A 25900-nucleotide genomic window follows, 5' to 3' on the forward strand; every position below is an offset into this window, starting at 1 on the left:
GCAGTGTAGGCCCTGCGCCGGGCGCGATCCAGCGCGGCTCAATCGGCCTTCTTGCGAATCCAATACAGATAAGTGCCAGCCTGTTCCTGCTGCTCAAGCAACTGATGGCCGAGGAAGGTGCAGAACTTGGGGATGTCACGCTGGGTCGACGGGTCGGTGGCGATGACCTTGAGCAGGCCGCCGGCAGCCAGTGCGCGAACCTGTTGATGCAGCATCATCACTGGCTCCGGGCAGTTCAGGCCGCTGGCGTCGAGGACGGCGTCGGGGGTGTAATCGGTCATGGGCTACTCCGTGAATGGCCGACCATTGTCGCTCAAGCCCGCCCCCAGAACCATCCTCGACGCCTTTTCGGCGAATTAGCCGCAGCTCCCCAGCGCAGCCTGCAAGGCCTCGGCAAAGCGCTGCGCGACCTCGTCGACCTGCTCGGCACTGATGATCAGTGGCGGCAGGAAGCGCACCACCGCGCCATGCCGACCGCCGAGTTCGAGAATCAAACCGCGCTTGAGGCACTCGCGCTGCACCTTCGGCGCCAGCTCGCGGGCCACCGGCGGATGCCCGCAGGTGTCGAGTGGCCCATTCGGCTCGACCAACTCGACGCCCAGCATCAGGCCACGCCCGCGGATATCGCCAAGCTGCGGGTAGCTGCGCTGCAACTGCTGCAGGTGGCCACGCAGGCGTTGGCCCATGGCCTCGGCGTGGTCTGCCAGGCGATGCTCGAGCAAATAGTCGATGACTGCCGAGCCCGCCGCCATGGCCATCTGATTACCACGGAAGGTGCCGGCATGGGCGCCCGGTTTCCACGTGTCGAGCCAGTCGCGATAGACCACCACGGCCAACGGCAGGCTGCCACCAATCGCCTTGGACAGGGTCACCACGTCGGGCACGATGCCGGCATGTTCAAAGGCAAACATCTTGCCGGTGCGGGCAAAGCCGCTCTGGATCTCGTCGACGATCAACGCCACGCCGACCTGCTCGGTGATGCGCCGCACGCCCTGCAGCCATTCGATATCGGCCGGGATCACGCCGCCCTCGCCCTGTACCACTTCAAGGATCACCGCTGCCGGCAGCGGCACGCCGCCCTCCGGGTCGAGCAGCAGATTCTCCAGATAATGCAGGTTGGCGCGCACGCCTGCGGCACCGCCGAGGCCAAACGGGCAACGGTAGTCATACGGATACGGCATGAACTGCACACCGTTGCCCAGCAACGCGCCCAGCGGTTGCTTGGGCCCGACGCTGCCCATCAAACTCAGCGCCCCCTGCGACATGCCGTGGTAGGCACCCTGGAACGCCAACACCGTGCTGCGACCGGTCGCCGTGCGCACCAGTTTCAGCGCAGCTTCCACCGCGTCGGTGCCGGTCGGGCCACAGAACTGGACCTTCGCCTCACGCCGCAAGGCTTCGGGCAGAATGGCAAACAGGTCCTGGACAAAGCGGTCCTTCACCGGTGTGGTCAGGTCGAGCGTATGCAGGGGCAGTTCATCGGCCAGCACACGCTGGATCGCCGCCACCACCACCGGGTGATTGTGGCCCAGCGCCAGGGTACCGGCCCCGGCCAGGCAGTCGATGAACTGCCGCCCTTCGACGTCCTCGACATAGATCCCGCGGGCGCGCTTGAGCGCCAGCGGAATCCGCCGCGGATAGCTGCGCGCATTGGACTCCTGTTGCTGCTGGCGCAGCAGCAACGGTGATTCGGCGAATTCATATAACGGCTGCGGCGTGGCAAGCGGCAGGATCTGGGCAAGGCTGGAAGCGGTCGACATTGAAGAGTCCCTTGCAAGCGAAAGGTGGCATCGCTTGAAATACGCTTCAGCCCGGCACGGATTTACAAACATTTTGCGCTTGGGCCTACCCAGGCCAAGGCGCCGCCGGCAAACTCAGTTGTCCGCCCGAGTCGGCACCTGCAGCCAAACCCGCAAACCATCGCTGCGGCTGTCAAAGCGCAGGCTGCCGGCACAGCGCTGGACAATCGCCTGCACGATCGCCAGGCCCAGGCCGCAACCGCCACTCTGGCTGTTGCGCCAGAAACGCTCGGTCATATGCTGCAAATCGCCTGCGCTGATGCCCGGGCCATGGTCACGCACCAGGAACCCAGCCTGGCCGTCGGCCATCTGCACTTCCAGCTCCACGGCGGCATCACCGCCATGGCGCAGTGCGTTGTCGAGCAGGTTGCGCAACGCCGCCACCGCCAGCGGGCCGGGCATGCTCAGGTAAACCTCGGTGGCATCCTGCGGCAGGCGTACGGTGATCCGCCGACTGTCACCGGCGCCGACATCCTGCACGGCCTGGCGCGCCACTTGCTCGGCAGTGCACTGCACCCCGTCGTCAAACGACAGGCTGCCCTCGACCCGCGCCAGCATCAGCAACTGCTCAAGGGTGCGATGCATGCGGTCGGTGCCCTGCTCGGCGTGCTCGAGTGCCTGCTCGCGTACCGCGCCGTCGGTCATGCGTGCCACCTGCAGGTGCGTCTTGATCGCGGTCAGCGGGCTGCGCAGCTCATGGGCAGCGTCGTCGGTCAGGCGCCGCTCGCGCTCAAGGGTCTGGGCGATGCGCTGGAACAGCTGATTCTGGGTTTCCACCAACGGCTGCAGTTCACTCGGTATGCCACTGACCTGCAGCGGCTCGACGCTGTCGACACGACGCTTGCGCAACGCATCGCGGATCCGATTGATCGGCTCAAGCCCTTTGCCCAGACCGATCCACAACAAGCCCAGGCTGCCCAGCAAGGCCATCAGCACCGGTGCCGAAGCCGCCAGCAGGATCGATTGATTGAGCGCCTCGCGCTCTTGATGGCGGTCCGCCGTGGTGATGCGGATATCACCGCGGTGGTAGGTGAACGTGCGCCAGCTTGCACCGTCGATGGTCTGGTCACGAAAGCCGCTGTACTGGTCGTCCATGGTGCCTTCGTGCTTGTGGTTGCTGGCGATGATCTCGCCGCGCAGCGAGCTGACCTGGCAGGCCATGCCATCCGGCACGCTGAGCTGATCAGCGGCAAAGCGAGTTTCTTCACCCTTGCCCGCCAGGGGCTGGGGCAACTGGTCGATCAGCCCGGCAACCATCCGCGCGGAGGCCACCAGGCGCTGGTCAAGGGAGAACATCATCTGCTGACGCAGGTCGCGCAGCATCCAGGCGGCGGCAAGCGCCCAGATGACGATGAAGGCGCTGCCCAGAATCAGCGACAGGCGCACACGCAGGCTCATGGTGCGGGCACCTGCGCCGGGCCCAGCCGATAGCCGAGGCCGCGCACGGTCTCGACGATGCCGTTGCCCAGCTTGCGCCGCAGGTGATGGATATGCACGTTGAGGGCATTGCTCTCGACTTCATCGCTGAAGCCGTAGACGCAGTCTTTGAGTTGTTCACTGGAGAGCACCCGCCCCTTGTTCTGCAGCAGTGCCTGCAGGAGCGCCTGTTCACGCCGGGACAAGTCAACAGGCTGGTCGCCCAGATAGGCTTCGCAGCTACTCGGGTCGTAGCGCAGCGGCCCGTGCTCGATCATGTTCACGGCGCGCCCGGCCATGCGCCGCAGCAAGGTGTGCAGGCGCGCCGCCAGCTCGCGCAGGTCGAACGGCTTGAGCAGGTAGTCGTCGGCGCCCGCCTCTAGGCCGGCAACGCGATCGGTGATCGCATCGCGGGCGGTCAGTACCAGCACCGGCAAGCTCTCGCCCTGCTGGCGCAGCCGCCGTAGCAACTTGAGGCCGTCTTCGTCAGGCAAGCCAAGATCGAGAATCATCACGTCGAACTGTGCCGCCTGCAGCAGCGCGCGGGCGGCCGAGGCACTGGCAACCCGATCCACGGTCAGGCCCTGGGCGGTAAGCCCGGCGCAGATGCCGCTGGCGATCAGGTCGTCGTCCTCGCAGAGCAGTACGTGCATGGTCAATCTCCAATAGGCGATGAGCTATTGCGCCATGGCCTGATTAAGTCAGGATTATGGACTGTGCGGCTGGATTAGTCGCCTGCGCCTGGCTGTAGGACGACCCGTGTAGGGCTGGGTTAACCCTCGGTTAATCAGGCCGATCCAGCATGGCCATTCTTCTGCACTGCCAAGGCCCAGACATGCGCGTTTTTCTGTTGCTGCTGACATTCTTCATGAGCGGGCCATTGCTGGCCAATCCATTCGAGGTCAAGCCTGACTTTCTCCCGGTGGAACAGGCGTTCATGCTCACCCACGAGCGCTTGCCGTCAGGCGAACTGCGCGTGCAGTTTCAAATCAAGGACGGCTATTACCTGTACCAGAAGCGGCTGAAATTCGACGGCCTGGATGCAACGCAGCACCCGCCGCTGCCAGCGGCACTCAACCATCACGATGAATTCTTCGGTGACAGTGCGGTGTACCGCAGCGAGCTTGAGCTGCTCATCCCGGCGACAGCCAGTGGCCAGCTGCGGCTGGGCTGGCAGGGCTGTGCCGACGCCGGCCTGTGTTACCCGCCGCAAACCACCGTTATCGACCTTGGCGGCAGCACGCCTGCTACGAGCGCAGACCAGGCGGATGACCAGGCGCTGGCAAGTGATCTGCAACAGGGCCAGTTGGCCTGGGGCCTGCTGGCATTCTTTGGCCTGGGTCTGCTGCTGGCCTTTACCCCCTGCTCGCTGCCCATGCTGCCGATCCTGGCTGGACTGGTGTTGGGCAACGGCGCCAGCGCTCGCCGCGGCTGGCTGCTGGCGGGCGTCTATGTACTGAGCATGGCTCTGGTCTACGCCGCACTGGGTGTGATCGCCGCACTGCTGGGCGCCAGCTTGCAAGCCTGGCTGCAGCAACCATGGTTGCTCGGCAGCCTGGCGGGGCTGTTCATTTTGCTGGCGCTGCCAATGTTCGGCGCCTTCGAGCTGCAATTGCCTGTCGCCGTGCGCGACCGCCTCGACCGGGCCGGCCAGGGCACCCGCGGTGGCAACCTGTACGGTGCAGCCCTGCTCGGTGCGTTGTCCGGGCTGTTGATGGGCCCATGCATGACCGCGCCGCTGGCCGGTGCACTGCTGTATATCGCGCAGAGCGGCGATGTCGTGCAAGGCGCTCTGGTGCTGTTCAGCCTTGGCCTGGGGATGGGCGTGCCACTGCTGTTGCTGGTCACCCTCGGTAACCGCTTCCTGCCGCGCCCCGGCGCCTGGATGAACCGGGTCAAGGGCCTGTTTGGCTTTGTCTTCCTGGCCATGGCCCTGTACACCCTCCGCGGCTTGCTGCCAGCGCCGCTGCTGCTGGGTCTGGCCGGCAGCTGGCTAATTGCCCTGGCCTGGGCCGCCTGGCCCGCCCTGCAACGCTTGCCGGCGCTGCGCGTGCTGCCGCTGCTCGGCGCGCTGTGGGGTGGCCTGCTGCTGGTGGGCGCCGCTGCTGGTGGCAGCGAGTTATGGCAGCCGCTGCATCCGTTTACCGCCGGTGCGCCGAGCTCAGCGGGTAAAACCGAAGACGCCTTCATCACCGTCAGCCAGCCGCAGGACCTGCAACGCGAGCTGCAAGCCGCCAAGGCCCGTGGCCAGTGGGTGCTGGTCGACTACTATGCCGACTGGTGCGTGTCGTGCAAGGTCATGGAAAAACAGGTATTCGCCCGCGCTGATGTACAAGCCAGCCTAGCCGGCGTGCACCTGCTAAGGCTGGATGTCACCGCTGACTCGCAAGCCAGTCGCGAGTTGCTGCAACACTACAAGGTACCGGGCCCACCCAGCCTGATCTGGGTCGGCCCAGAGGGTGACGAACGCCGTCCACGGCGCATCACCGGTGAAGTCGACGCGGCGACATTCTTGCAACACTGGGCACAGACAAGGAGCCAAGGCTGATGCTGAGCGTGACCCTCGGGCCATTGACCATGGCCCTGAACCATCTGCTGATGCTGGCGGCGCTGGCGATTGCCTGCGTGGTTGGCTGGGCCGTCGCCCGACGTGGTGGCCAGAGCCCGGAGTCGGCACTATTCAACCTGTTCTTGCTGGGGGTACTGGGTGCACGCGTGACCTTCGTGCTTGCCTACTGGCCGATGTACCGCGATGAGCTGCTGCAGATCATCGATATCCGCGATGGCGGCTTCTTGCTCTGGGGCGGCTTGCTGGCGATCGTGCTCGGCACCCTCTGGCAGGGCTGGCGCCAACCCGGGCTGCGCCGGCCGCTGGGCTGGGCGTTGGCCAGCGGCGGTGTGTTCTGGGTGCTGGCCAGCCTGGGCAGCCACCTGTACAGCAAGGGCACCGAACTGCCGCAGCTGGCCTTGCGCACCGCCAGTGGCCAGTCGATGGCGCTGCACGACTACCGCGGCAAGCCACTTGTGATCAATATCTGGGCGACCTGGTGCCCGCCTTGCCGGCGCGAGATGCCGGTGCTGCAACAGGCCCAGCACGAATACCCACACGTGACCTTCCTGTTCGTCAACCAAGGGGAAACCCCGGAAAACGTCAGCACCTTTCTTGCTACCACCGGCCTCAGCCTGACCCATGTGCTGTTCGACGGCGCTGGCCAACTGGCCCAACGGGTCGGTTCGATGGCCTTGCCCACCACCCTGTTCTACAGCGCCGACGGCAGGCTGGTCGGCAGCCACCTGGGCGAGCTGTCCCGGGCCAGCCTGAGCCACGCGCTGCAATCATTCGAGCGGGACGATGTGCCCGCCTCCGCTGCAAAAGGAAATTGACATGCGTTTGACCGCACTCCTGCCATTGACCCTCGCTCTGCTCGCCGCGCCCTTGCTGCAGGCCGAAGAACTGCCAAAAGCCATCCAGCAACTGCAGGCCAAGGGCGCCGTGATCAAGGGCAGCTTCGCCGCTCCAGACGGTATGCGTGGCTACGCAGCCGAGTACCAGAACAACGGTATTGCCCTGTATCTCACACCAGACGGCAAGCATGTGCTGGTCGGCAGCCTGTTTGACGAGCAAGGCCAGGATCTGAGCGCTGAACCACTGGAAAAACTGGTCTATGCGCCGATGAGCAAGGCGATCTGGGCAAAGCTGGAAAAATCGGCGTGGATCGCCGACGGCAAGGCCGATGCACCGCGCACGGTGTATCTGTTCAGCGACCCGAACTGCCCCTACTGCAACATGTTCTGGCAGCAGGCACGGCCGTGGGTCGAGTCTGGCAAGGTGCAGCTGCGGCACATCATGGTCGGCATCATTCGTGAAGACAGCCCCGGCAAATCGGCAGCCCTGCTGGCCGCCAAGGACCCGGCCAAAGCACTGCTGCAACACGAGAGCGCAGGCAAGGCCAGCACCCTCAAGGCGCTGGACAAGATCCCCGAGAACATCCAGCAACAGCTCGACAGCAACCTGGTGGTGATGGAAGAACTCGGCCTATCGGCAACCCCGGCGATCTTCTACCAGGACGCGCAAGGCCGCCTGCAAAGTCAGCAAGGCGCACCACGGCCGGACAAGCTCGGCGAAATTCTCGGCAAGCGTTGATCCCGGCAGAGCCTCAGCCGCGCGTGTTGCGCGGTTTGAGGTCAAGCCGGCGCAAATGGCAGGTGACTTCTTCGCGGTCGTGATAGAGCTGCTTGCAGGCGATCGAGACCCTGACCTTGCGCTCCTTGAAGCCCGCTTCGATGCGGTCCAGCAGGCGCCGGACTTCGGCGTAGCGCTGCTTCATCGGCAATTTGAGGTTGACCACCGCCTCACGGCACAAGCCCTCGCCCAGCCACGTCTCGATCAAGGCCGCACTGCGCGCAGGCTTTTCGACGATGTCGCAGACCATCCAGTCCACGGTGTGCTTGGGCTTCCAGGTGAAGCCATCGGCCATCAGGTGCTGCACCAGGCCGGTATCCATCAAGCTTTCGGCCATCGGCCCGTTGTCGATCGCGGTAACCAGCATGCCGCGCTTGACCAGCTGATAGGTCCAGCCACCCGGTGAGGCACCCAGGTCGACACCGGTCATGTCATCCTGCAAACGCTCTTCCCACTGATCGCGCGGGATGAACTGATGCCACGCCTCTTCCAGCTTGAGGGTCGAACGGCTGGGCGCCTCGCGGGGGAATTTAAGGCGCGGAATACCCATCGGCCACAGCGCCGAGTTGTCTGCTTCGGCAAGGCCGACAAACACCCGTCGACCACTGATGAAGCTCAACAACAGGCGCGGCCGCTGAGCGTCTTCGACCAACCGGCCAGCCTTCTCCAAAGCCTTGCGCAACGGCCCTTCGAACTTGCGGCAGAACGTCGACAGCTCTTTGCCGTCATTGGTATCAAGCACCTCCAGCCACAGGCTGCCGGCGACCGGCAGTGCCGCCAGATGCTCGAGCAACACGCTGATGCGGTCGGTTTCGGGCAACTCGACAAATTCACCGCGCGCCCATTGGCGAGGGAAGATCAGTTTGTCGAAGCGCAGTTCACGCATCAGGCGCTCGGCGGCACCCGGCTCGCTGCAGACGAACTCGGCACTGGCGCTCTGCGCTTTACCTTTGGCATAGCCGGCCACCCCAAGCTGAGCGGCGTGTTCGCTGATTTCGGCGCAGACCTCGCCTTCGAAACCAGGCCGGCAATGCATGAACAGGGTATTCATTTGTCACTCCACATCGCTGACGGCGATCGTCAGCCTTGATCCAGCGCACAACACGCACCGGCACGGCGGCGATGATAAAGGAAGATCGGAACCAGCGACATGCCCCGCCTGTCCAGTACAGGGTCATGGCCGCAATTTCGGCCTAACCTGACTACTCAGCCAGGTCCGTGCCGTGCGGACCTACTCAGAGCGGTGACACCGGCATTCACGAGAGGCCGGGCACCGGCGCAAAGGAGTTGGCAATGCCCTCGCTCGATAGCCTGAACACCCTCAAGACCCTGCAGGTAGGCGACCGCGCCTATCAATACTTCAGCCTCGACGAAGCCGCACAGCAGCTAGGCGACCTGCAACGCCTGCCAATGTCGCTCAAGGTTCTGCTGGAAAACCTGTTGCGCTGGGAGGACGGCAAGACCGTCACCGGCACCGACCTCAAGGCGCTGGCGCAATGGCTGGACACGCGCAGCTCCGACCGCGAGATCCAGTACCGCCCGGCCCGGGTATTGATGCAGGATTTTACCGGCGTACCGGCCGTGGTCGACCTGGCAGCCATGCGCGCGGCGATGGCCAAGGCCGGTGGTGACCCGCAGCGGATCAATCCGCTGTCGCCGGTGGACCTGGTCATCGACCACTCGGTGATGGTCGACCGCTACGCCAGCGCCGATGCATTCGAAGAAAACGTCGATATCGAAATGCAACGCAACGGCGAGCGCTATGCCTTCCTGCGCTGGGGCCAGAATGCGTTCGATAATTTCAGTGTGGTGCCACCGGGTACCGGCATCTGCCACCAGGTCAACCTGGAATACCTCGGCCGCACCGTCTGGACCCGCGAGGAAGACGGCAAGGTCTACGCATTCCCCGACACCCTGGTCGGCACCGATTCGCACACGACCATGATCAACGGCCTCGGTGTGCTTGGCTGGGGCGTGGGCGGCATCGAGGCGGAGGCAGCCATGCTTGGCCAGCCAGTGTCGATGCTGATCCCTGAAGTGATCGGCTTCAAGCTGACCGGCAAGCTGCGCGAGGGCATCACTGCAACCGACCTGGTGCTTACCGTCACGCAGATGCTGCGCAAGAAGGGCGTGGTCGGCAAGTTCGTCGAGTTTTATGGCGACGGCCTTGCCGAATTGCCCTTGGCCGACCGCGCGACGCTGGCCAACATGGCACCGGAATATGGCGCCACCTGCGGTTTCTTCCCAGTGGACCAGGTGACCCTCGACTACCTGCGCCTGTCAGGCCGGCCGCAAGCCACGGTCGACCTGGTCGAAGCCTATTGCAAGGCCCAGGGCCTATGGCGTATGCCAGGCCAGGAGCCGCTGTTCAGCGACAGCCTGGGGCTCGACATGGACACCGTGGAAGCCAGCCTGGCCGGCCCGAAACGGCCGCAGGACAGGGTCGCTTTGGGTCAGGTCAGCCAAGCCTTCGATGACTTCCTCAAGCTGCAGGTCAAACCTGCCGCCAAGGAAGTCGGCCGGCTCGAAAGCGAAGGTGGTGGTGGCGTTGCAGTGGGCAATGCCGACCAGACCGGGCAGATCGACTACAGCCACGAGGGCCAGAACTACACCCTGCGCGACGGCGCGGTGGTGATTGCCGCGATCACCTCCTGCACCAACACCTCCAACCCCAGCGTGATGATGGCCGCCGGCCTGGTGGCGAAGAAGGCGATCGAGAAGGGTTTGAGCCGCAAGCCTTGGGTCAAGAGCTCGCTGGCGCCTGGGTCCAAAGTCGTCACCGATTACTACAATGCTGCCGGCCTCACCCCATATCTCGACCAACTGGGTTTTGCCCTGGTCGGCTACGGCTGCACCACCTGCATCGGTAACTCCGGGCCGCTCGATGAAGCTATTGAAACGGCCATCGGCACCGCTGACCTGAGCGTCGCCTCGGTGCTCTCGGGCAACCGCAACTTTGAAGGCCGGGTGCACCCCCTGGTCAAGACCAACTGGCTGGCCTCGCCACCCTTGGTGGTGGCTTACGCGCTGGCTGGCAGTGTGCGCGTCGACCTTACCCAAGAGCCTCTGGGTGTCGGCAAAGATGGCCAGCCGGTGTACCTGCGCGACATCTGGCCCAGCCAGCAGGAAATCGCCGATGCGGTAGCCAAGGTCGATACCGCGATGTTCCACAAGGAATACGCCGAAGTATTCGCCGGCGATGAACAATGGCAGGCCATCGAAGTGCCCCAAGCGGCAACCTATGTCTGGCAGGCTGACTCGACCTACATTCAGCACCCGCCATTCTTCGAGGACATCGGCGGGGCGCTGCCCGAGATCGCTGATATTCAGCAGGCCCGTGTGTTGGCGTTGCTCGGAGACTCGGTCACCACTGACCACATCTCCCCTGCCGGCAACATCAAGGCTGACAGCCCTGCCGGTCGCTATCTGCGCGACAAAGGCGTGCAGCCCAAAGACTTCAACTCCTATGGCTCGCGCCGCGGCAACCATGAGGTAATGATGCGCGGCACCTTTGCCAACATCCGCATTCGCAACGAGATGCTCGGCGGCGAAGAAGGCGGCAACACCGTGCATATACCCAGCGGCGAAAAACTCTCGATCTATGATGCCGCCATGCGCTATCAGGCCGAAGGTACCCCGCTGGTGGTGATCGCCGGGCAGGAGTACGGCACTGGCTCCAGCCGCGACTGGGCAGCCAAGGGCACCAACCTGCTTGGGGTCAAAGCCGTGCTGGCCGAGAGCTTCGAACGCATTCACCGCTCGAACCTGATCGGCATGGGCGTGCTGGCGTTGCAGTTCATGGCCGGTGACAGCCGCAAGACGCTGAACCTGACCGGCACTGAACGCATCGACATCCTCGGCTTGAGCGACGCGCAGATCCGCCCGGGCATGACCCTGACCCTGCGCATCCACCGTGAACACGGCGAGCAACAGGACATCCAGGTGCTGTGCCGGATCGACACCCTCAACGAGGTCGAGTACTTCAAGGCAGGCGGCATTCTTCACTATGTGCTGCGGCAACTGATCGCCAGCTGATCGCCATCTTACCAAGGGGCGCACTGCGCCCCTTCCCTCACCCGCCGCTGGTTAAATAATCATTCAATAAAACCGCAGCCATGCCGATAGCCATGGAAAGCCTTGCGGACCGAGCAGCCATGCGTAACAACCAGCCGATTACCCAGAGAGAACGGACTTTCCCTGCCCAACAGCGGTTGATCTCCACCACCAATGCCAAGGGTGTGATCAGTTACTGTAACGATGCCTTCGTCGAAATCAGCGGTTTCTCACGCGAGGAATTGATCGGCGCTGCGCATAATCTGGTCCGCCCCCCCGATGTCCCCGCAGCAGTGTTTGCCCACATGTGGCAGACCCTCAAGCAAGGCCTGCCGTGGATGGGTATCGTCAAGAACCGCTGCAAGAGCGGCGATCATTACTGGGTCAACGCCTACGTAACACCGATTTTCGACAACAACCAGGTAGTCGGTTACGAATCGGTGCGGGTCAAACCTACCGCTGAACAGATTCGCCGTGCCGAAGGCCTGTACCAGCGCCTCAATCAGGGCAAGTCGGCGATCCCCCGCCGCGACCGCTGGCTGCCGGTGCTGCAGGACTGGCTGCCGTTCATTCTGGTCAGTCAGGTCGGTTTCCTGATCGGCAACTGGCTGGGCCATTCCTGGGGCTTCGCCCTCGCTGCCGGCCTGTCGGTACCGTTGGGTCTGCTCGGTTTGAGCTGGCAGCAACGCGGCCTCAAGCGCCTGCTCGGTCTGGCTGAGCAAACCACCTCCGACCCGCTGATCGCCCAGATGTACACCGACAGCCGTGGTGTACAGGCGCGTCTTGAGATGGCCATGCTCAGCCAGGACGCGCGGATGAAGACCTGCCTTACCCGCTTGCAGGACAGCGCCGAACACCTGAGCGATCAGGCGCGTCAGTCCGATGTCCTGGCTCACCAGAGCTCATCGGGCCTGGAACGCCAGCGCGTGGAAACCGAGCAGGTCGCAGCTGCCGTCAACCAGATGGCCGCGACCACCCAGGAAGTTGCCAACCACGTGCAGCGCACTGCCGATGCCACCCAGGAAGCCAATCGCCTGACCAGCCAAGGCCGGCAGATCGCCGGGGAAACCCGGGATGCAATTGCTCGCTTGTCTACCGCCGTCGGCGAAACCGGGCAAACCGTGACCCAACTGGCCAAGGACAGCGACGAGATCGGCGGCGTGGTCGATGTGATCAAAGGCATTGCCGATCAGACCAACCTGCTGGCCTTGAACGCTGCCATCGAAGCCGCCCGCGCCGGCGAAATGGGCCGCGGTTTTGCCGTGGTGGCTGACGAAGTGCGTCAGCTGGCGCAACGCACCGCCGAATCCACCGGGCAGATCCACGGCCTGATTGCCAAGCTGCAACAGACGGCAAGCAGCGCCGTGTTGACCATGGAAAGTGGCCATCGCCAGGCGCAGGAAGGCGTTGCCCGGGTTATGGAAGCGGACCAGGCGCTGATCGGCATTAGCGAAGCGGTGGCCAACATCACCGACATGGCGACCCAGATCGCAGCGGCAACCGAAGAGCAAACCGCCGTGGCTGACGAAATCAGCCGCAACATCAGCACCATTGCCAGCCTTGCTGACGAAACCGCCGAACAAGCACAGCACTCGGCTTTGCTCAGCGAAGAGCTGACCAGCACGGCGGGGACTCAGTACTCACTGGTGGAGCGCTTCAACCGTTGATGTGCTGACGGAGCCGTTATCGCTGGGGAACCTGCGATGACGGCCGTTTACCAGTCCAGCGCCAGCCGAGTTTCGAAACAGCGCTCGCTGCCGTCCAGCGGATCGGCAAAGCGCAGACTCTGCGCCAATAATTTCAAGGGCCGCTGATAGTCATCCTCGACCGCCTGCAGTTGCGGGTAAAACGGGTCGTTGCAGATGCCCGCCCCCAACGCGGCCATGTGCACGCGCAACTGGTGTGTCTTGCCGGTTACCGGCGACAGGCCATAGCGCCAGCAATCACCATTTTTCTCGATCACATGCGCCAGCGTCTCGCTGTTCTCTGCGCCGGGGACCTCGTGCATGCGGAAAAACGGTTCGCCGTGCACCAGCCTGCTGCGTCGCACCAGCGGAAAGGCGAGTTCAGGCAGTGCAGCGGCAATCGCCTGATACTGCTTGTCGATACGCCGTTCGGGGAACAGGCGCTGATAGGCGCTGCGGGTCTCAGGGTTGGCCGAGAACATGACCAGTCCTGCCGTATGCCGGTCGATGCGATGCAAGGGCACCAGGTGCGGGTTGCCCAGCCGGCGGATGAGCCGACGGAGCAAAGTCTGCTCAACGTATTCTCCTGTGGGTGTCACCGGCAGAAAGTGCGGCTTGTCGGCGATCACCAGATGCTCGTCCATGTGCACAATCGATTCGTGCACCGGGATCGGTTTCTCGTTGGCCACTTCACGAAAATAATGCAGGCGCATGCCGCGTCGGTAAGGCAAATCTGCGCCGATTGCACGCCCTTCAGCGTCCAGTACCCGACCACGGGCAAAACGGTCAAGCCATTGCTCGCGATCAATCGCCTTGAAGTGCTCACACAAGCAATCAAGCACCGTCTTCCACTCACCAGGCGGCAGGCATACCGTGCTGGCTTGTTGATGTGCAGGATCGAAAGGTGCGCTCATGTCAGGCTCAGGCAGTCAGTAAGCCGGCATTATCACCGATGGCCTGCGGCTCAGCCAGCTTCGACCGTCTCGCAGCGCACCTTTAGCCAGCGCAGTACCTGCACGGCGTCCCAGCGGCCAGGATCGTACAGCGCATAAACCAGGCCTTGATAGCCGACGACATCCAGCGGTCGGTGAAAACCGGCCCGTTGAAACAACGCCTCGACTTCAGCGAAGCAGGTATTGAAGTGGACCTTGCCAAAGGGCGTCCGGTCATCCGTGACCAGGCCCTCGAGACGCAGCTCCAGAACGGCGTCGGCTACACGCTCGGGCGCCATCCTGTTGATGCTGTATTTCAGTTGCTCGACATTGAGCATCGCTTCACCCTGACACTGTATTTATATACAGCATACGAAGTTGTTCCGGCTTTCGTCAAATGGCGGGCGTTGTCAGTGGACGCCCGGTAGGTAGCCGCCGCCTCGTTGAATAGTCAGTACCTGACGGCGTGGCTGCTCGGTCGAGACAGCCAGGTGGACCCAGCTGTCGAACTCGAGAATCAACTGATCGAACATGATGTCACTGTCGCGAATCCGTATTGCAACTTGGCGTGCGGGAATGTTCAAAGCCGTGAAGTCAGCCGCCAGCCCCAGTACATGAGCGCTTTGCGGTGTGCCGCCGACCTTCTGGTTGAGCGCCTGGCTACGAAAGCCGCTGGTAATCGTCAGTGGCACCTGGAGCAGACTACGCACCTGCTCGAGTACGCCGCATAACAGGCCCAGGTTCGCCAACGCGGCGGGTGGCGGCGTGTTATCCAGACCTGCAAGCGCTGCTGTGCTGGAAGCGGTCATTTCGGCTAGCGTGAAGTGGGGGGTGATGAACATCACGGACCTCTGCGTGGCTGATGGCAAGGCTCGCTCATGGCGGGCCAGGGCCGATCATCTGTCACCACACAGGTTTGCACACGAGGGACGCGCCGCCGCTGGTGCGATCATTACCTGAGGAAAGCCACCACCTGTTCGCTATCGAACGGCCAGTGCAACTCATCGCCTGAATCGCACCGACGCAGCACCGGGATAATCAATCCATAGCGCTCGAACAAGGCCTGCTGCTCGCTGATATCGACCAACTCCACCAGCAGGCCGCGCTCGACGAATGGCATCAGCACGGCTTCGGCGACTTCGCACAGGTGGCACCCAAGGGTGCCCAGCAGTTGGCATTCCGGAAGCATGGCGGGCCTGCGCACAATGGGGAGGTGGACTTATTGTAAAGTCCCGCCCGCACGCGTCAATCCTGGCTGGTGGCACCGATTCGATGCAGCGACAGGTCTGCCCCCTGAAACTCCTGCTCATGGCTCAGACGCAAGCCCAGCGTAGCCTTGAGCAAGCCATACACGACCAGGCCACCGGTCAATGCCACGAGTACACCGCCGAGGCTGCCGATCAGCTGACTGATCATGCTCACCCCGCCCAGGCCACCCAGGCTCGGCTGGGCAAAGATCCCGCAGGCGATCCCGCCCCACACTCCGCAAACGCCATGCAGTGGCCAGACGCCGAGAACGTCGTCGATTTTCCAGCGGTTCTGCGCAGCGGTGAAACACCAGACGAACAGCCCACCAGCCACTACGCCGGTGAGCAGCGCGCCAAGGGGATGCATCAGGTCGGAGCCGGCACAGACGGCTACCAGTCCTGCCAACGGACCGTTATGCAGAAAACCCGGGTCATTGCGTCCGGCCAGCAGCGCTGCCAGGGTGCCGCCCACCATTGCCATCAGCGAATTGATCGCCACCAGGCCACTGATCCCTTGCAGGCTCTGCGCGCTCATGACGTTGAAGCCGAACCAGCCGATGATCAGGATCCAAGAGCCCAGCGCGAGAAACGGAATGCTCGAGGGAGCAAAGGCGATAAGTCGCCCGTCACGATAACGCCCACGCCGTGCGCCAAGCAACAACACCGCTGCCAGGGCTAGCCAGCCGCCCATGGCATGCACTACCACCGAGCCAGCGAAGTCGTGAAACGGCGCACCGAAGCGCTGTTGCAGCCAGTCCTGCAAGCCAAAATTGCCGTTCCACACAACGCCTTCATAGAACGGGTAGACGAACGCCACAATCAGCGCTGTCGCGCATAACTGCGGGGCGAAGCGAGCACGTTCGGCGATACCGCCAGAGATGATCGCGGGAATGGCCGCTGCGAAGGTGATCAGGAAAAAGCACTTCACCAAGGCGTAGCCATGATCGCTGGCCAGCGTCGCTGCCGGCTGCAGGAAGGTCACCCCATAAGCAACCCAGTAACCGACGAAAAAGTACACCAGCGCCGAAATGGCAAAGTCGCTGAGGATCTTCGACAGTGCGTTGACCTGATTCTTGTGGCGAACCGTACCTACTTCCAGAAAGGCAAAACCGGCATGCATCGCAAGCACCAGAATGGCGCCCATCAGTAAGAAAAGCGTGTTGGAACCGTGGACCAGAGAGTCCATTGCGCTGTGGGTGTTTTCCATGAAGTTGGCAGACCTGCTGAAAAAGGCACCATGACAGTTCAAAAACCGGCATCCCTGCACCGAATCGGTGCCCGCCCCGCTGCCCTGTTTTGGTGAGGCCTGGCGGAACGTGCGTGGTTTTTTCTTGGGTTTGTCGTGGATTGGGTTAAGGTTTATCGGTATGTGCAGACGTGATGCGCGAAATCGTCGCAGCCGCTGCTGGCACGCCCCAATACTTAACAAACACTTAGCAAACGCCATACCAGCAACTGCAGTGAACCTTCACAACAGCCATCACTCGAATTATCCACATACCTCAACAGGGAGAGACCCAATGGCCAGCAAATCGGCAAAGAATGCTCAAGAGATATTGATGGCTGACTTCCAGGCGCTAGTACGCGACACTGAGCGGCTGCTGGCGGACACGGCCAATCTGGCGGGTGATCAGGCTGACGAATTGCGCGAACAGATCCATGCGCGCCTCGAAGAAGCTCGTGCCAACCTGCAGGTGACTCAGGAATCGGTGCGCGCCCGCAGTCAGGAAGCGGTTGTTCAAGCTGAAGCCTATGTCCAGGAAAACCCTTGGCAGGCTATCGGCATTGCTGCAGGTGTCGGCCTGCTGATCGGGCTGCTGGCCAACCGCCGCTGAGGTAACTTCATGGAAAATGACGCCTCCACTGGCGCAACCGGCAAGCGCCTCGGCGCTGCCGTGCTTGGCTTGCTGCACAGCCACATTGAGCTGTTCGGCATCGAGCTGCAGGAGCAGAAAGGCCGTACATTGAAGCTGCTGCTGTTCGCAGGCATGGCATTGGTATTTGCCCTGCTGTTGTTGTCGGCATTGTCTGGTCTGCTGCTGGTACTGGTCTGGGACAGTTATCGCCTGGCCGGGATCATCGGTCTGTGCGTGTTCTACTGCCTCGCCACGCTGTACTGCGCTGTTCGCCTGAAAGCTGCGGTATTCGATGACTCTTCACCGTTCAGCTCCACACTTGAGGAACTTGCCAAGGATCGGGAGCGACTGTTGCCATGAGCCTGCCTGAACTTCCCAATACGCGTAATCCGCGCGAGCTGCGCAAGGCGCTGTTGCGTCTGCGCCTCGAAATGCACCGCCAGGAAATCCGCCAGGAATCGGCGCAACTGCTCGAGCCAGTCCGTCGCCTGCGCGGCATAGGTAGCTCTGTGCAGCAAGGGCTGGGGATCAAGCATGCGCCGTTATGGGGCATCGCCGGCGTGGTTTTGATGGGCTTTCTGACTGGCAAGGGTGCCCGCGGTGGTGGCCTTACCCGCTTGCTGCGCCTGGGCGGCACGTTGCTGCCCTTGGCCAGACTGTTCCTGCATAACGGTCGACGCCGCTAGCAGCGACTGCGCCTGCCCCTTGCGCAGGCGCAGCGCTACCCTGAAGCTATGGCGATTATCCGATCGGAGAGCGAGCATTGGACTGGGATACCCTGCTGACCCGTGAGCGCCTGGGCAAGGCCCTGTACAGCCCTGAAGAACTAGGGCGCAGTCCTTTCCACAAGGACCACGACCGGATCATCTTTTCCGGTGCGTTTCGCCGGCTTGGACGCAAGACTCAAGTCCACCCGGTGTCGAGCAACGACCATATTCATACCCGCCTGACCCATTCGCTGGAAGTGAGCTGCGTCGGCCGCTCACTCGGCATGCGTGTGGGCGAGACCTTGCGCGACGAGCTGCCGGCCTGGTGCGAGCCGAGTGACCTGGGCATGATCGTGCAGTCGGCGTGCCTGGCCCATGACATCGGTAATCCGCCATTCGGCCACTCTGGCGAAGATGCTATCCGCTCATGGTTCCAGCAGGCGGCAGGCCGCGGCTGGCTGGACGGCATGAGCGACGAGCAACGCGCTGACTTTCTCAATTTCGAAGGCAATGCGCAGGGCTTTCGGGTGCTCACACAGTTGGAGTATCACCAGTTCGATGGCGGTACCCGGCTGACCTACGCCACCCTCGGCACCTACCTTAAATACCCGTGGAGCTCGCGTCACGCCGATGCCCTGGGCTACAAGAAGCACAAGTTCGGCAGCTATCAGAGCGAGCTGCCGTTGCTCGAGCAGATCGCACGCAAGCTGGGCCTGCCGCAGCTCGAGGAGCAACGCTGGGCACGCCATCCGCTGGTGTACCTGATGGAGGCTGCCGACGATATCTGCTACGCCTTGATCGACCTTGAAGACGGGGTCGAGATGGAGCTGCTGCAATATGCCGAAGTCGAAGCGCTGCTGCTGGACCTGGTCGGTGACGACCTGCCCGAGACCTACCGCCAGCTCGGCGCCAACGATTCGCGCCGGCGCAAGCTGGCGATCCTGCGCGGCAAAGCTATCGAACACCTGACCAATGCCGCCGCCGAAGCATTCGTCGAGCAACAACGGGCGTTGCTCAGCGGGCAGCTGGCCGGCGATCTGGTCGAGCACATGCACGGCCCTGCCAAGCGCTGTGTACTGCAGGCCAAGGACATGGCGCGAAAAAAGATCTTCCAAGACAAGCGCAAGACGCTGCACGAGATTGGTGCCTATACCACGCTTGAGATCCTGCTCAACGCGTTTTGCGGCGCGGCCCTGGAGCAGCATGGCGGGCGTACACCGTCATTCAAAAGCCGGCGCGTGCTCGATCTGATCGGTAATCACGCGCCTAGCCCTGATGACACGCTGCACAGTGCCTTTCTGCGGATGATTGATTTCATCGCTGGTATGACTGACAGCTATGCCAGCGAGATGGCTTGTGAGATGACTGGGCGTTCCAGCCCGACTTGAATACGGCAAACTTAGGCAGATTTCAGCCAGTATTGGGGCCGCTGTGCGGCCCCGGCTAAGTGAAGGTTAGCAGTGTATATAGATGAACCAATCTTACGCATATCGATTAACCAACCCCAACTAACAGCCACACACCACGTTACTAATTTCTTGGCACATATAAACATCTCGTTTCAATAATCATCGACCATGTAGTCTCTTGCTGTAGTCCATTTCCCATATACGACTGACAAACGCTTGTTGCCTGCTTCCTGCCGCCCATCTGGGTTAAAGTGCGTGCTGTTCACGCCATCTGTCCCAATGGAATGTAAACTATGCAATCCGTATTTATTGTCGACGACCATCCGGTTATTCGCTTGGCCGTACGCATGCTACTGGAAAACCAGGGTTACAAGATCGTCGGTGAGTCTGACAACGGCGTCGACGCCATGCAGATGATTCGCGAAACACGCCCTGATCTGGTCATCCTTGACATCGCTATCCCACGACTGGATGGGCTCGAAGTGCTGGCGCGCTTCCAGAGCATGGCCCTGCCCATGAAGGTGCTGGTACTAACTGCCCAGTCACCCGCGCTGTTCGCCATTCGCTGCATGCATTCGGGAGCCTCGGGCTATGTCTGCAAGCAGGAAGACTTGAGCGAGTTGATCAGTGCAATCAAGGCCGTACTTGCCGGCTACAACTATTTCCCCAGCCAGGTACTACAGGGCGAGACCGAAAGCAGCAAGTCAGAGATAAGTCTTTTCCGACAGGTCAATGATCGAGAACTGATGGTGCTGCAACTTTTCGCGCAAGGTCGAAGCAACAAGGAAATCGCTTCAGGCATGTTTCTCAGCAACAAGACCGTGAGCACTTACAAGAAGCGCCTGATGCAGAAACTCAAAGTAGGCACTCTGGTCGACCTGATTGACGTGGCAAAGCGGAACGCGCTGGTGTGATGCTGCGCGTGGGACGTTACCTGACGTGTTTGTGCCTTGCCCTCGCGGCACCTGGCTTGTCGGCAGTGGCCGAGGAACATGGGCCTACGGCCCTGACCATGCTCAAACGCGCATCAGCCCAGCCAAGTCGCCCCAAGCTCAGCGTCGAGCAGCGCAACTGGCTCGAGAAGAAACAGCGACTGACACTTGGCACCTCCTTCCCCGATTACGCCCCGTTCGATATCACCAGCGGTGGCCGTGACTACCAGGGCATTACCGCTGAGTATGCGGCGGTGATCGGCACCGCCCTCGGGCTACCGGTGACTGTATTGCGCTTCGACAATCGTCTGGATGCCGTCGAGGCGCTCAAGCAGGGTCGGATCGACCTGCTGGGCAGCGCCAACGGTTTCGAAGCCGCAGCACAAGGGCTGGGGCTGTCGGCCCCCTATGCGGTCGACCAACCGGTGCTGGTGACCCGCGAAGACGAGGTACGCCCGTTGAACAAGGGTCTCAACGGCATGCGCCTGAGTATGCTGTATCACTACCTGCCACCCAAGGATGTACGGCAGACCTACCCCAATGCCTCCCTGCTGACATTCGGCTCGTCGACACAGGCCCTAAACGCGGTTGCCTTTGGGCAGGCCGACGTGTTCATAGGCGATACCATTTCCACCTATTACCAACTCAATCAGGGCCACCTGCCGCGCCTGCGCATGGCCAATTTCGGCCAACATGAAGCCGTGGGTTTCAGCTTCGCCATGCGCCGCGACGACGAAATGCTCAAAGGCCTGGTCAATCTCGCGCTGCAAAGCCAGCCGCTGGTAGTGCAGACCAATATTCTCAAGCGCTGGAGCTCCGGTAGCGACGTTCTGCTGAGCGAGCGCAAGTTGCAGTTGAGCGCCGCCGAAGAGCAGTGGCTGAGGCAACATCCGTTGTTGCGGGTGGTCATCGACGAAACGGCCGCTCCGGTGTCCTACTTCGACGCGGCCGGGCAGTTTCGCGGCATTACCGCGGACCTGCTGGAGATGCTCCGACTGCGCACAGGCCTGCATTTCGAAATTCAGCGTGCGGGCAGTGTTGGCGACATGCTCACGCGCCTCGCCGACGGTCGTGCCGATGTCATCGCAGCACTGCCGATGCAAGAGCAGCGCAACACTCAATTGCAGGTGACCCGCCCCTATCTGGAGAGCTCGCTGGTGCTGGTCACGCGGCACAGCGAAACCGCCAGCTCATTCGAGCAACTCAAGGGCAAGCGGGTTGCCGTCACACGCGGCAGCGCAGCCGCGCAATTGCTCGCCCAACAGTATCCGGAGGTCATGGCTATCCACACCGAAAGCCCGTACTACTCCGTGACGCTGCTCAGCAGCAGCGCAGTCGACGCCGCCGTCAGCACGTTGATCGATGCCAATCACGCGCTGGCCAGCGACCCGGATCTGGTGATTCGCAACACGGTGGGCACCGAACCGGCCAGCTTTGCGATGGCGAGCGCGAGCAATGCGCAGCCGCTGGCAGCCATCCTCGACAAAGCCTTGCTGAGCATCTCTCCAGAAGAACTCGGGGTGATCTACAATCGCTGGAGTGGCCTCACTGCAAAGGACGATGCCTACTGGCGGCAAATGCGCCAACTTGCCCTGCAGATTACATTGGGGATCGGCTCGCTGCTGTTGCTGGCACTGATCTGGAACGCCTATCTGCGTCGGCAGATTCGTCATCGGCAACGCGTAGAACGCGCCCTCAGCGATCAGCTCGAATTCATGCGGGTAATGCTCGATGGCACGCCTCATCCGCTGTTTGTGCGGGGTCGTGATGGCAAGTTGCAAAGCTGCAACGACAGTTATCTGAAAGCGATGGACGCCTGTGCGCAAGACGTCATTGGCAAACGCCTGGAAGAGAGCCTGGGCAGCCAGCATGCCTCTACGCATCAGATCGAAGCCGACTATCAGCAGGTCATGGCCGCCGGCGAGCCGTTGATCCTTGATCGCCAGCTCCGCCTGAAAGACCGCGAGTTGACCGTGTACCACTGGGTCTTGCCTTATCGCGACTCCCTGGGTGAAGTGCAGGGCATCATTGGCGGCTGGATCGATATCAGCGAGCGCCGCCAACTGGTGCAGGAGCTGCGCCTGGCAAAACAGCAGGCCGATGATGCCAACCGTGCCAAGAGCACCTTTCTGGCAACCATCAGCCATGAAATTCGCACCCCGATGAACGCAGTCATCGGCATGCTCGAACTCGCCGTCAGGCACGCCGACCAAGGCCGCGTGGACAAACCGGCACTGGAAGTCGCCTACCATTCTGCCACCGACCTGCTGGGCCTGATCGGAGATATCCTGGATATCGTGCGGATTGAATCCGGGCACATGAGCCTGGCGCCAGAGCCGGTCGAGCTGGCCACTCTGATCAAATCCGTGGCCCGGGTATTTGAAGGCCAGGCACGTGAAAAGGGCCTGGCGCTGGAAGTCCAGATCGAGCCGAGCGCACAACGTCACGTCCTGCTCGACCCACTGCGTTTCAAGCAAGTACTGAGCAATCTGCTCAGCAACGCGATCAAGTTCACCGACGTTGGCCAGGTCCGCGTACACGCACAGCTGCACCAGTCAGCTTCTGCGCCAACCACTCAACTGGAACTTGAGGTGCGCGACAGCGGCATCGGCATTCCCGAGCACGAAATACAAGGTCTGTTCAGTCCCTTCGTGCAGGCCAACACCCAGAGCGACGGTGCACGCTGCGGCACCGGGTTGGGCCTGACCATCAGCCGCACCCTGTGCGAAATGATGGGTGGCACACTGACCCTGCGCAGTTTGCAGGGGGTAGGCACCCAGGTCCGCCTGAGCATGCCGGTCTGCCCAGCCGGTGCGCCGGTGGCAGCCGAGGCGGCGATACGCCAGGTCGACGCGCTCAATCCCGACTTGCGCGTACTGGTCATCGACGACCATCCTGCCAACTTGATGCTGATGGCGCAGCAGTTGAATTTCATGGGGCTGCGCCACACCAGTGCCCGGGATGGCAATGAAGCCTTGCAATGTTGGTACAGCGATACGTTCGATGTGCTGCTGCTCGACTGCAACATGCCCCACATGAACGGCTATCAGGTGACGCGAGCCATCCGCGCTGAAGAGCGCGCCAGCGACCGGCCACCCTGCGTCATTTTTGGCTACACCGCCAATGCCCAACCCGAAGTTCGCCAGCGCTGCCTGGATGCGGGCATGAACGACTGCCTGCTCAAGCCGATAAGCCTGCGTACGCTGAGTGAGCACCTCGCCAACGTCACTCCATTGCCCGAATCCGCGGCGCTACAGCCCCGCCGAGCGGCGTTCGACGTCGCCAGTGTGAGGAGGGTTGCTGGCGACGACCCGGCAGATCAAAAGCGTTTTCTGCAGCTGTTGCAGCAGAGCCTGAAGGATGACTGCACAGTGCTGATGAGCCTTGATCCAGAGCAGCAAGCCCTGGCCATCGTCGAGCAGGCACACAAAATCCTCAGCGCCGCACGGATGCTGGATGCCCAGGCAATGATGGAGGTGTGCGAGCTGCTCGCCAGTGGCGAACTGACGCTGCACGAGTTGAAGCTGAAGCGGCAGGCCTTGGCCAGGCACATGCGCAGAAGTGAAAAAGCCCTGAGCCGTCAGCTGGGCTGAGCGTTCAGGGCTTTGGCATGGCGGCGCGCCGACAGCGCCCGCCAGGCTGGATCAGGAAGCCGAGTTGATCGGCTTTTCCGGATACCAGGCGTCGAGCAGCGGGCTGACTTTGACTTCGGTCAGCTCGTTACGGCCCTTGAGCCACGCTTCCACAGCAGCACGCTGCTCTTCGCTGACCGAGCCACGCTCGGCCAGGCAGACCAGACCGAAGTCATCGCCGCCGACGTAGTCCAGGCCGTTGGCGTCCATGGCTTCTACCAGGAAGGCGTCGAGGAAGGCATCGATGGCTTCTTCAGACAGGTCTTCCTTGAAACCAAGGTTCAGTTCGAAGCCCAGCTCCTGGAATTCATCTACGCAGAGTTTTTTGCGCAGACGGCGGGAACGGTTGGTAGCCATGAAACAATCCTCTTAAGTAATTACGGGCGGCACTTTACCAGTTTCCGGGGCGCAGCGGCGCTTTTGTGTCGAACCCGGCACATACAGGACGCGCTTGGGGCATAATGCCCGCTATATTTCGATCTGGGGCCACCATCTTTTACAGCCCCGTTATTTCCCCCTCGCCCGCAGGGTTTTCGTACTTATGATCAAAGTGCTCCGCCCACTGCTGCTCGCCGGCCTGATGCTGCCTCTGGCCATGCCCACTCAGGCCGCCGTCAACACCACCTTGCCGCCCAAGGTGCAACAGGCTCTCAAGACCAACAAATTGCAGGACAACGCCCTGTCGCTGGTCATGCTGCCCCTCGATGGCCCCGGTACGGCAACGGTGTTCAACGCCGATGTGTCGGTCAACCCGGCCTCAACCATGAAACTGGTTACCACCTACGCCGCCCTCGAGCTGCTTGGCCCGACCTTTCAATGGAAAACCGAGTTCTACACCGATGGCACCCTGAACAATGGCGTGCTCAACGGCAACCTGTACCTCAAGGGTGGCGGCGATCCCAAACTGAACATGGAAAAGCTCTGGCTGCTGATGCGTGACCTGCGCGCCAACGGCGTGCGCACCGTCACCGGTGACCTGGTGCTGGACCGCAGCCACTTCGTGCAGCCCAACCTGCCCCACTTCGACGATGACGGCGGCGACACCAACAAGCCGTTTCTGGTCAAGCCAGACTCGTTGCTGGTCAACCTCAAGGCGCTGCGTTTCGTTGCTCGCAATGACGGCGGCAAGGTCATGATTGCAGTCGAACCGCCGATTGCCAGTATCCGCATCGACAATCAGGTCAAGGCTGTCGCCTCCAAGCAGTGCGCCGGTGAGGTCCGCTATAACCCGCAGGTCAGACCAGACGGTGTCACCGTAGTGGTCAGCGGCCAACTGGGCGAAGGCTGCAACTCGCAGACCTATCTGGCCCTGCTCGACCACCCTGCCTACGCGGCAGGTGCCGTTCGCGCAATCTGGAACGAACTGGGCGGCACCATCCAAGGTGGCGATCGCATCGAGAACGTGCCGAAAAGCGCCCGAGTACTGGCGCGGGCATTCTCGCCCGACCTGGTCGAGGTGATCCGCGACATCAACAAATACAGCAACAACACCATGGCTCAGCAGCTGTTCCTGAGCCTGGGCGCGCAGTTCCGTACCGATGCCGATGGCGATGACGCGCGCGCCGCACAACGGGTCGTGCGTCAGTGGATGGCGAAAAAAGGCATCACCTCACCGCACCTGGTGATGGAGAACGGCTCTGGCCTGTCCCGCGCTGAGCGTGTCAGCACACGTGAAATGGCCACCCTGCTGCAGGCGGCCTGGAACAGCCCTTACGCTGCTGAATTCATCAGCTCGATGCCGCTGGTGGGCATGGACGGGACCATGCGCAAGCGCCTTAAACGCACTGCCATGACCGGCCAGGCGCATATCAAGACGGGCACTCTGAATACCGTGCGCGCAATCGCCGGGTTCAGCCGCGACAGCAACGGCCATACCTGGGCAGTAGCGGCGATCCTGAATGATCCCAAGCCATGGGGTGCGTCACAAGTGCTTGATCAGGTGCTGCTTGAGCTGTATCGCCAGCCGAAGCTGAACACTGGTACCGCCGCATCGGGGCTCTGAACCAAGCAGTCTGAGCAGCGCGTGCCAGCCGCCGCAGCGCTGCTCGG

Annotated in this window: 23 protein-coding genes; 12 read left to right on the forward strand and 11 right to left on the reverse strand. The window is 62.1% G+C overall.

Translation table 11 applies throughout. The features are described from left to right. Positions 1-38: 38 nt before the first annotated feature. The 4 genes from tusA to HU736_RS09265 form a co-directional block, all read right to left on the reverse strand. Positions 39-281: a sulfurtransferase TusA gene (gene tusA / locus HU736_RS09250; protein WP_101321253.1), complete on the reverse strand. Its 243-nt coding sequence runs from the start codon at positions 279-281 to the stop codon at positions 39-41. A gap of 75 nt (positions 282-356) precedes the next feature. Beyond that, positions 357-1760 (reverse strand): aspartate aminotransferase family protein, encoded by a 1404-nt coding sequence (locus HU736_RS09255; protein ID WP_103438044.1) that lies wholly within the window; start codon positions 1758-1760, stop codon positions 357-359. Positions 1761-1874: 114 nt separating this feature from the next. Beyond that, positions 1875-3197 (reverse strand): ATP-binding protein, encoded by a 1323-nt coding sequence (locus HU736_RS09260; protein ID WP_103438045.1) that lies wholly within the window; start codon positions 3195-3197, stop codon positions 1875-1877. Further along, positions 3194-3868: a response regulator gene (locus tag HU736_RS09265; RefSeq protein ID WP_101321259.1), complete on the reverse strand. Its 675-nt coding sequence runs from the start codon at positions 3866-3868 to the stop codon at positions 3194-3196. The genes HU736_RS09260 and HU736_RS09265 overlap by 4 nt, the downstream gene beginning before the upstream one ends. Positions 3869-4050: 182 nt before the next feature. Between HU736_RS09265 and dsbD the strand changes: the two genes are divergently transcribed. Genes dsbD through dsbG form a run of 3 tightly spaced genes read left to right on the forward strand, consistent with a single transcriptional unit; the run spans position 4051 to position 7359 of the window. Then, positions 4051-5763 carry a protein-disulfide reductase DsbD gene (gene dsbD / locus HU736_RS09270; protein ID WP_186699581.1) on the forward strand — a complete coding sequence of 571 codons (1713 nt, stop codon included), beginning with the start codon at positions 4051-4053 and terminating at the stop codon, positions 5761-5763. After that, complete coding sequence (locus HU736_RS09275; protein ID WP_103438046.1) at positions 5763-6599, forward strand: TlpA family protein disulfide reductase; 837 nt, start codon at positions 5763-5765, stop codon at positions 6597-6599. The genes dsbD and HU736_RS09275 overlap by 1 nt, the downstream gene beginning before the upstream one ends. Position 6600: 1 nt before the next feature. After that, positions 6601-7359, forward strand: a complete 759-nt coding sequence (gene dsbG, locus HU736_RS09280) for a thiol:disulfide interchange protein DsbG (protein ID WP_186699583.1) — start codon at positions 6601-6603, stop codon at positions 7357-7359. Positions 7360-7372: 13 nt separating this feature from the next. Here dsbG and rlmM read toward each other — a convergent pair whose 3' ends face one another. Next, positions 7373-8449 carry a 23S rRNA (cytidine(2498)-2'-O)-methyltransferase RlmM gene (gene rlmM / locus HU736_RS09285; protein ID WP_186699585.1) on the reverse strand — a complete coding sequence of 359 codons (1077 nt, stop codon included), beginning with the start codon at positions 8447-8449 and terminating at the stop codon, positions 7373-7375. 242 nt (positions 8450-8691) lie between these two features. Here rlmM and acnA point away from each other — a divergent pair, with 242 nt between their 5' ends. Both acnA and HU736_RS09295 read left to right on the forward strand, forming a co-directional pair. Then, positions 8692-11433 (forward strand): aconitate hydratase AcnA, encoded by a 2742-nt coding sequence (acnA, locus tag HU736_RS09290; RefSeq protein ID WP_186699603.1) that lies wholly within the window; start codon positions 8692-8694, stop codon positions 11431-11433. A 119-nt stretch (positions 11434-11552) separates the two neighbouring features. Further along, positions 11553-13118 carry a methyl-accepting chemotaxis protein gene (locus tag HU736_RS09295; RefSeq protein WP_186699605.1) on the forward strand — a complete coding sequence of 522 codons (1566 nt, stop codon included), beginning with the start codon at positions 11553-11555 and terminating at the stop codon, positions 13116-13118. Positions 13119-13165: 47 nt separating this feature from the next. Here HU736_RS09295 and HU736_RS09300 read toward each other — a convergent pair whose 3' ends face one another. From HU736_RS09300 to HU736_RS09320, 5 genes are all read right to left on the reverse strand, one after another. Continuing rightward, on the reverse strand, positions 13166-14050 hold the full coding sequence (locus tag HU736_RS09300) for a pseudouridine synthase (RefSeq protein ID WP_103438051.1): 885 nt from the start codon (positions 14048-14050) through the stop codon (positions 13166-13168). A 50-nt stretch (positions 14051-14100) separates the two neighbouring features. Continuing rightward, positions 14101-14406 (reverse strand): transcriptional regulator, encoded by a 306-nt coding sequence (locus HU736_RS09305; protein WP_103438052.1) that lies wholly within the window; start codon positions 14404-14406, stop codon positions 14101-14103. A 72-nt stretch (positions 14407-14478) separates the two neighbouring features. After that, positions 14479-14910: a D-Ala-D-Ala carboxypeptidase family metallohydrolase gene (locus tag HU736_RS09310; RefSeq protein ID WP_186699607.1), complete on the reverse strand. Its 432-nt coding sequence runs from the start codon at positions 14908-14910 to the stop codon at positions 14479-14481. Between the two features lie 110 nt (positions 14911-15020). After that, on the reverse strand, positions 15021-15257 hold the full coding sequence (locus tag HU736_RS09315; RefSeq protein ID WP_101321279.1) for a glutaredoxin family protein: 237 nt from the start codon (positions 15255-15257) through the stop codon (positions 15021-15023). Between the two features lie 56 nt (positions 15258-15313). After that, positions 15314-16522 (reverse strand): ammonium transporter, encoded by a 1209-nt coding sequence (locus tag HU736_RS09320; protein ID WP_186699609.1) that lies wholly within the window; start codon positions 16520-16522, stop codon positions 15314-15316. A gap of 313 nt (positions 16523-16835) precedes the next feature. Here HU736_RS09320 and HU736_RS09325 point away from each other — a divergent pair, with 313 nt between their 5' ends. The 6 genes from HU736_RS09325 (at position 16836) to HU736_RS09350 (ending at position 23812) form a co-directional block, all read left to right on the forward strand. Next, complete coding sequence (locus HU736_RS09325) at positions 16836-17150, forward strand: ElaB/YgaM/YqjD family protein (RefSeq protein ID WP_186699612.1); 315 nt, start codon at positions 16836-16838, stop codon at positions 17148-17150. 9 nt (positions 17151-17159) lie between these two features. Then, positions 17160-17531 carry a phage holin family protein gene (locus HU736_RS09330; protein ID WP_186699614.1) on the forward strand — a complete coding sequence of 124 codons (372 nt, stop codon included), beginning with the start codon at positions 17160-17162 and terminating at the stop codon, positions 17529-17531. Next, positions 17528-17857: a hypothetical protein gene (locus HU736_RS09335; RefSeq protein WP_101321288.1), complete on the forward strand. Its 330-nt coding sequence runs from the start codon at positions 17528-17530 to the stop codon at positions 17855-17857. The genes HU736_RS09330 and HU736_RS09335 overlap by 4 nt, the downstream gene beginning before the upstream one ends. A 77-nt stretch (positions 17858-17934) precedes the next feature. Continuing rightward, positions 17935-19266, forward strand: a complete 1332-nt coding sequence (locus HU736_RS09340; protein WP_103438058.1) for a deoxyguanosinetriphosphate triphosphohydrolase — start codon at positions 17935-17937, stop codon at positions 19264-19266. A gap of 314 nt (positions 19267-19580) precedes the next feature. Next, positions 19581-20201 carry a response regulator transcription factor gene (locus HU736_RS09345; RefSeq protein ID WP_186699616.1) on the forward strand — a complete coding sequence of 207 codons (621 nt, stop codon included), beginning with the start codon at positions 19581-19583 and terminating at the stop codon, positions 20199-20201. An 8-nt stretch (positions 20202-20209) separates the two neighbouring features. Next, entirely contained in the window at positions 20210-23812 is a 3603-nt protein-coding gene (locus HU736_RS09350; protein WP_437180457.1) for a response regulator, read from the forward strand. Positions 23813-23863: 51 nt separating this feature from the next. Here the strand turns inward: HU736_RS09350 and HU736_RS09355 are convergent, their stop codons facing one another. Next, complete coding sequence (locus tag HU736_RS09355) at positions 23864-24208, reverse strand: YggL family protein (protein WP_101321297.1); 345 nt, start codon at positions 24206-24208, stop codon at positions 23864-23866. Positions 24209-24392: 184 nt separating this feature from the next. Between HU736_RS09355 and dacB the strand changes: the two genes are divergently transcribed. Beyond that, on the forward strand, positions 24393-25853 hold the full coding sequence (gene dacB, locus HU736_RS09360; protein ID WP_186699620.1) for a D-alanyl-D-alanine carboxypeptidase/D-alanyl-D-alanine endopeptidase: 1461 nt from the start codon (positions 24393-24395) through the stop codon (positions 25851-25853). Positions 25854-25900 lie beyond the last annotated feature (47 nt).

Source organism: Pseudomonas shirazensis, assembly GCF_014268785.2.
Lineage (GTDB): Bacteria > Pseudomonadota > Gammaproteobacteria > Pseudomonadales > Pseudomonadaceae > Aquipseudomonas > Aquipseudomonas shirazensis.

Excerpts from the sequence above, each read along its gene's own strand:
- HU736_RS09315 (WP_101321279.1), bottom strand. The coding sequence starts at position 15,257 with ATGCTTCCGGAATGCCAACTGCTGGGCACCCTTGGGTGCCACCTGTGC.
- HU736_RS09265 (WP_101321259.1), bottom strand. The coding sequence starts at position 3,868 with ATGCACGTACTGCTCTGCGAGGACGACGACCTGATCGCCAGCGGCATC.
- HU736_RS09255 (WP_103438044.1), bottom strand. The coding sequence starts at position 1,760 with ATGTCGACCGCTTCCAGCCTTGCCCAGATCCTGCCGCTTGCCACGCCG.
- rlmM (WP_186699585.1), bottom strand. The coding sequence starts at position 8,449 with ATGAATACCCTGTTCATGCATTGCCGGCCTGGTTTCGAAGGCGAGGTC.
- HU736_RS09275 (WP_103438046.1), top strand. The coding sequence starts at position 5,763 with ATGCTGAGCGTGACCCTCGGGCCATTGACCATGGCCCTGAACCATCTG.
- HU736_RS09345 (WP_186699616.1), top strand. The coding sequence starts at position 19,581 with ATGCAATCCGTATTTATTGTCGACGACCATCCGGTTATTCGCTTGGCC.
- HU736_RS09260 (WP_103438045.1), bottom strand. The coding sequence starts at position 3,197 with ATGAGCCTGCGTGTGCGCCTGTCGCTGATTCTGGGCAGCGCCTTCATC.
- HU736_RS09300 (WP_103438051.1), bottom strand. The coding sequence starts at position 14,050 with ATGAGCGCACCTTTCGATCCTGCACATCAACAAGCCAGCACGGTATGC.
- HU736_RS09305 (WP_103438052.1), bottom strand. The coding sequence starts at position 14,406 with ATGCTCAATGTCGAGCAACTGAAATACAGCATCAACAGGATGGCGCCC.
- HU736_RS09295 (WP_186699605.1), top strand. The coding sequence starts at position 11,553 with ATGCGTAACAACCAGCCGATTACCCAGAGAGAACGGACTTTCCCTGCC.
- dsbG (WP_186699583.1), top strand. The coding sequence starts at position 6,601 with ATGCGTTTGACCGCACTCCTGCCATTGACCCTCGCTCTGCTCGCCGCG.
- dsbD (WP_186699581.1), top strand. The coding sequence starts at position 4,051 with ATGCGCGTTTTTCTGTTGCTGCTGACATTCTTCATGAGCGGGCCATTG.
- acnA (WP_186699603.1), top strand. The coding sequence starts at position 8,692 with ATGCCCTCGCTCGATAGCCTGAACACCCTCAAGACCCTGCAGGTAGGC.
- dacB (WP_186699620.1), top strand. The coding sequence starts at position 24,393 with ATGATCAAAGTGCTCCGCCCACTGCTGCTCGCCGGCCTGATGCTGCCT.
- HU736_RS09330 (WP_186699614.1), top strand. The coding sequence starts at position 17,160 with ATGGAAAATGACGCCTCCACTGGCGCAACCGGCAAGCGCCTCGGCGCT.
- HU736_RS09310 (WP_186699607.1), bottom strand. The coding sequence starts at position 14,910 with ATGTTCATCACCCCCCACTTCACGCTAGCCGAAATGACCGCTTCCAGC.
- HU736_RS09325 (WP_186699612.1), top strand. The coding sequence starts at position 16,836 with ATGGCCAGCAAATCGGCAAAGAATGCTCAAGAGATATTGATGGCTGAC.
- HU736_RS09335 (WP_101321288.1), top strand. The coding sequence starts at position 17,528 with ATGAGCCTGCCTGAACTTCCCAATACGCGTAATCCGCGCGAGCTGCGC.
- HU736_RS09320 (WP_186699609.1), bottom strand. The coding sequence starts at position 16,522 with ATGGAAAACACCCACAGCGCAATGGACTCTCTGGTCCACGGTTCCAAC.
- tusA (WP_101321253.1), bottom strand. The coding sequence starts at position 281 with ATGACCGATTACACCCCCGACGCCGTCCTCGACGCCAGCGGCCTGAAC.
- HU736_RS09355 (WP_101321297.1), bottom strand. The coding sequence starts at position 24,208 with ATGGCTACCAACCGTTCCCGCCGTCTGCGCAAAAAACTCTGCGTAGAT.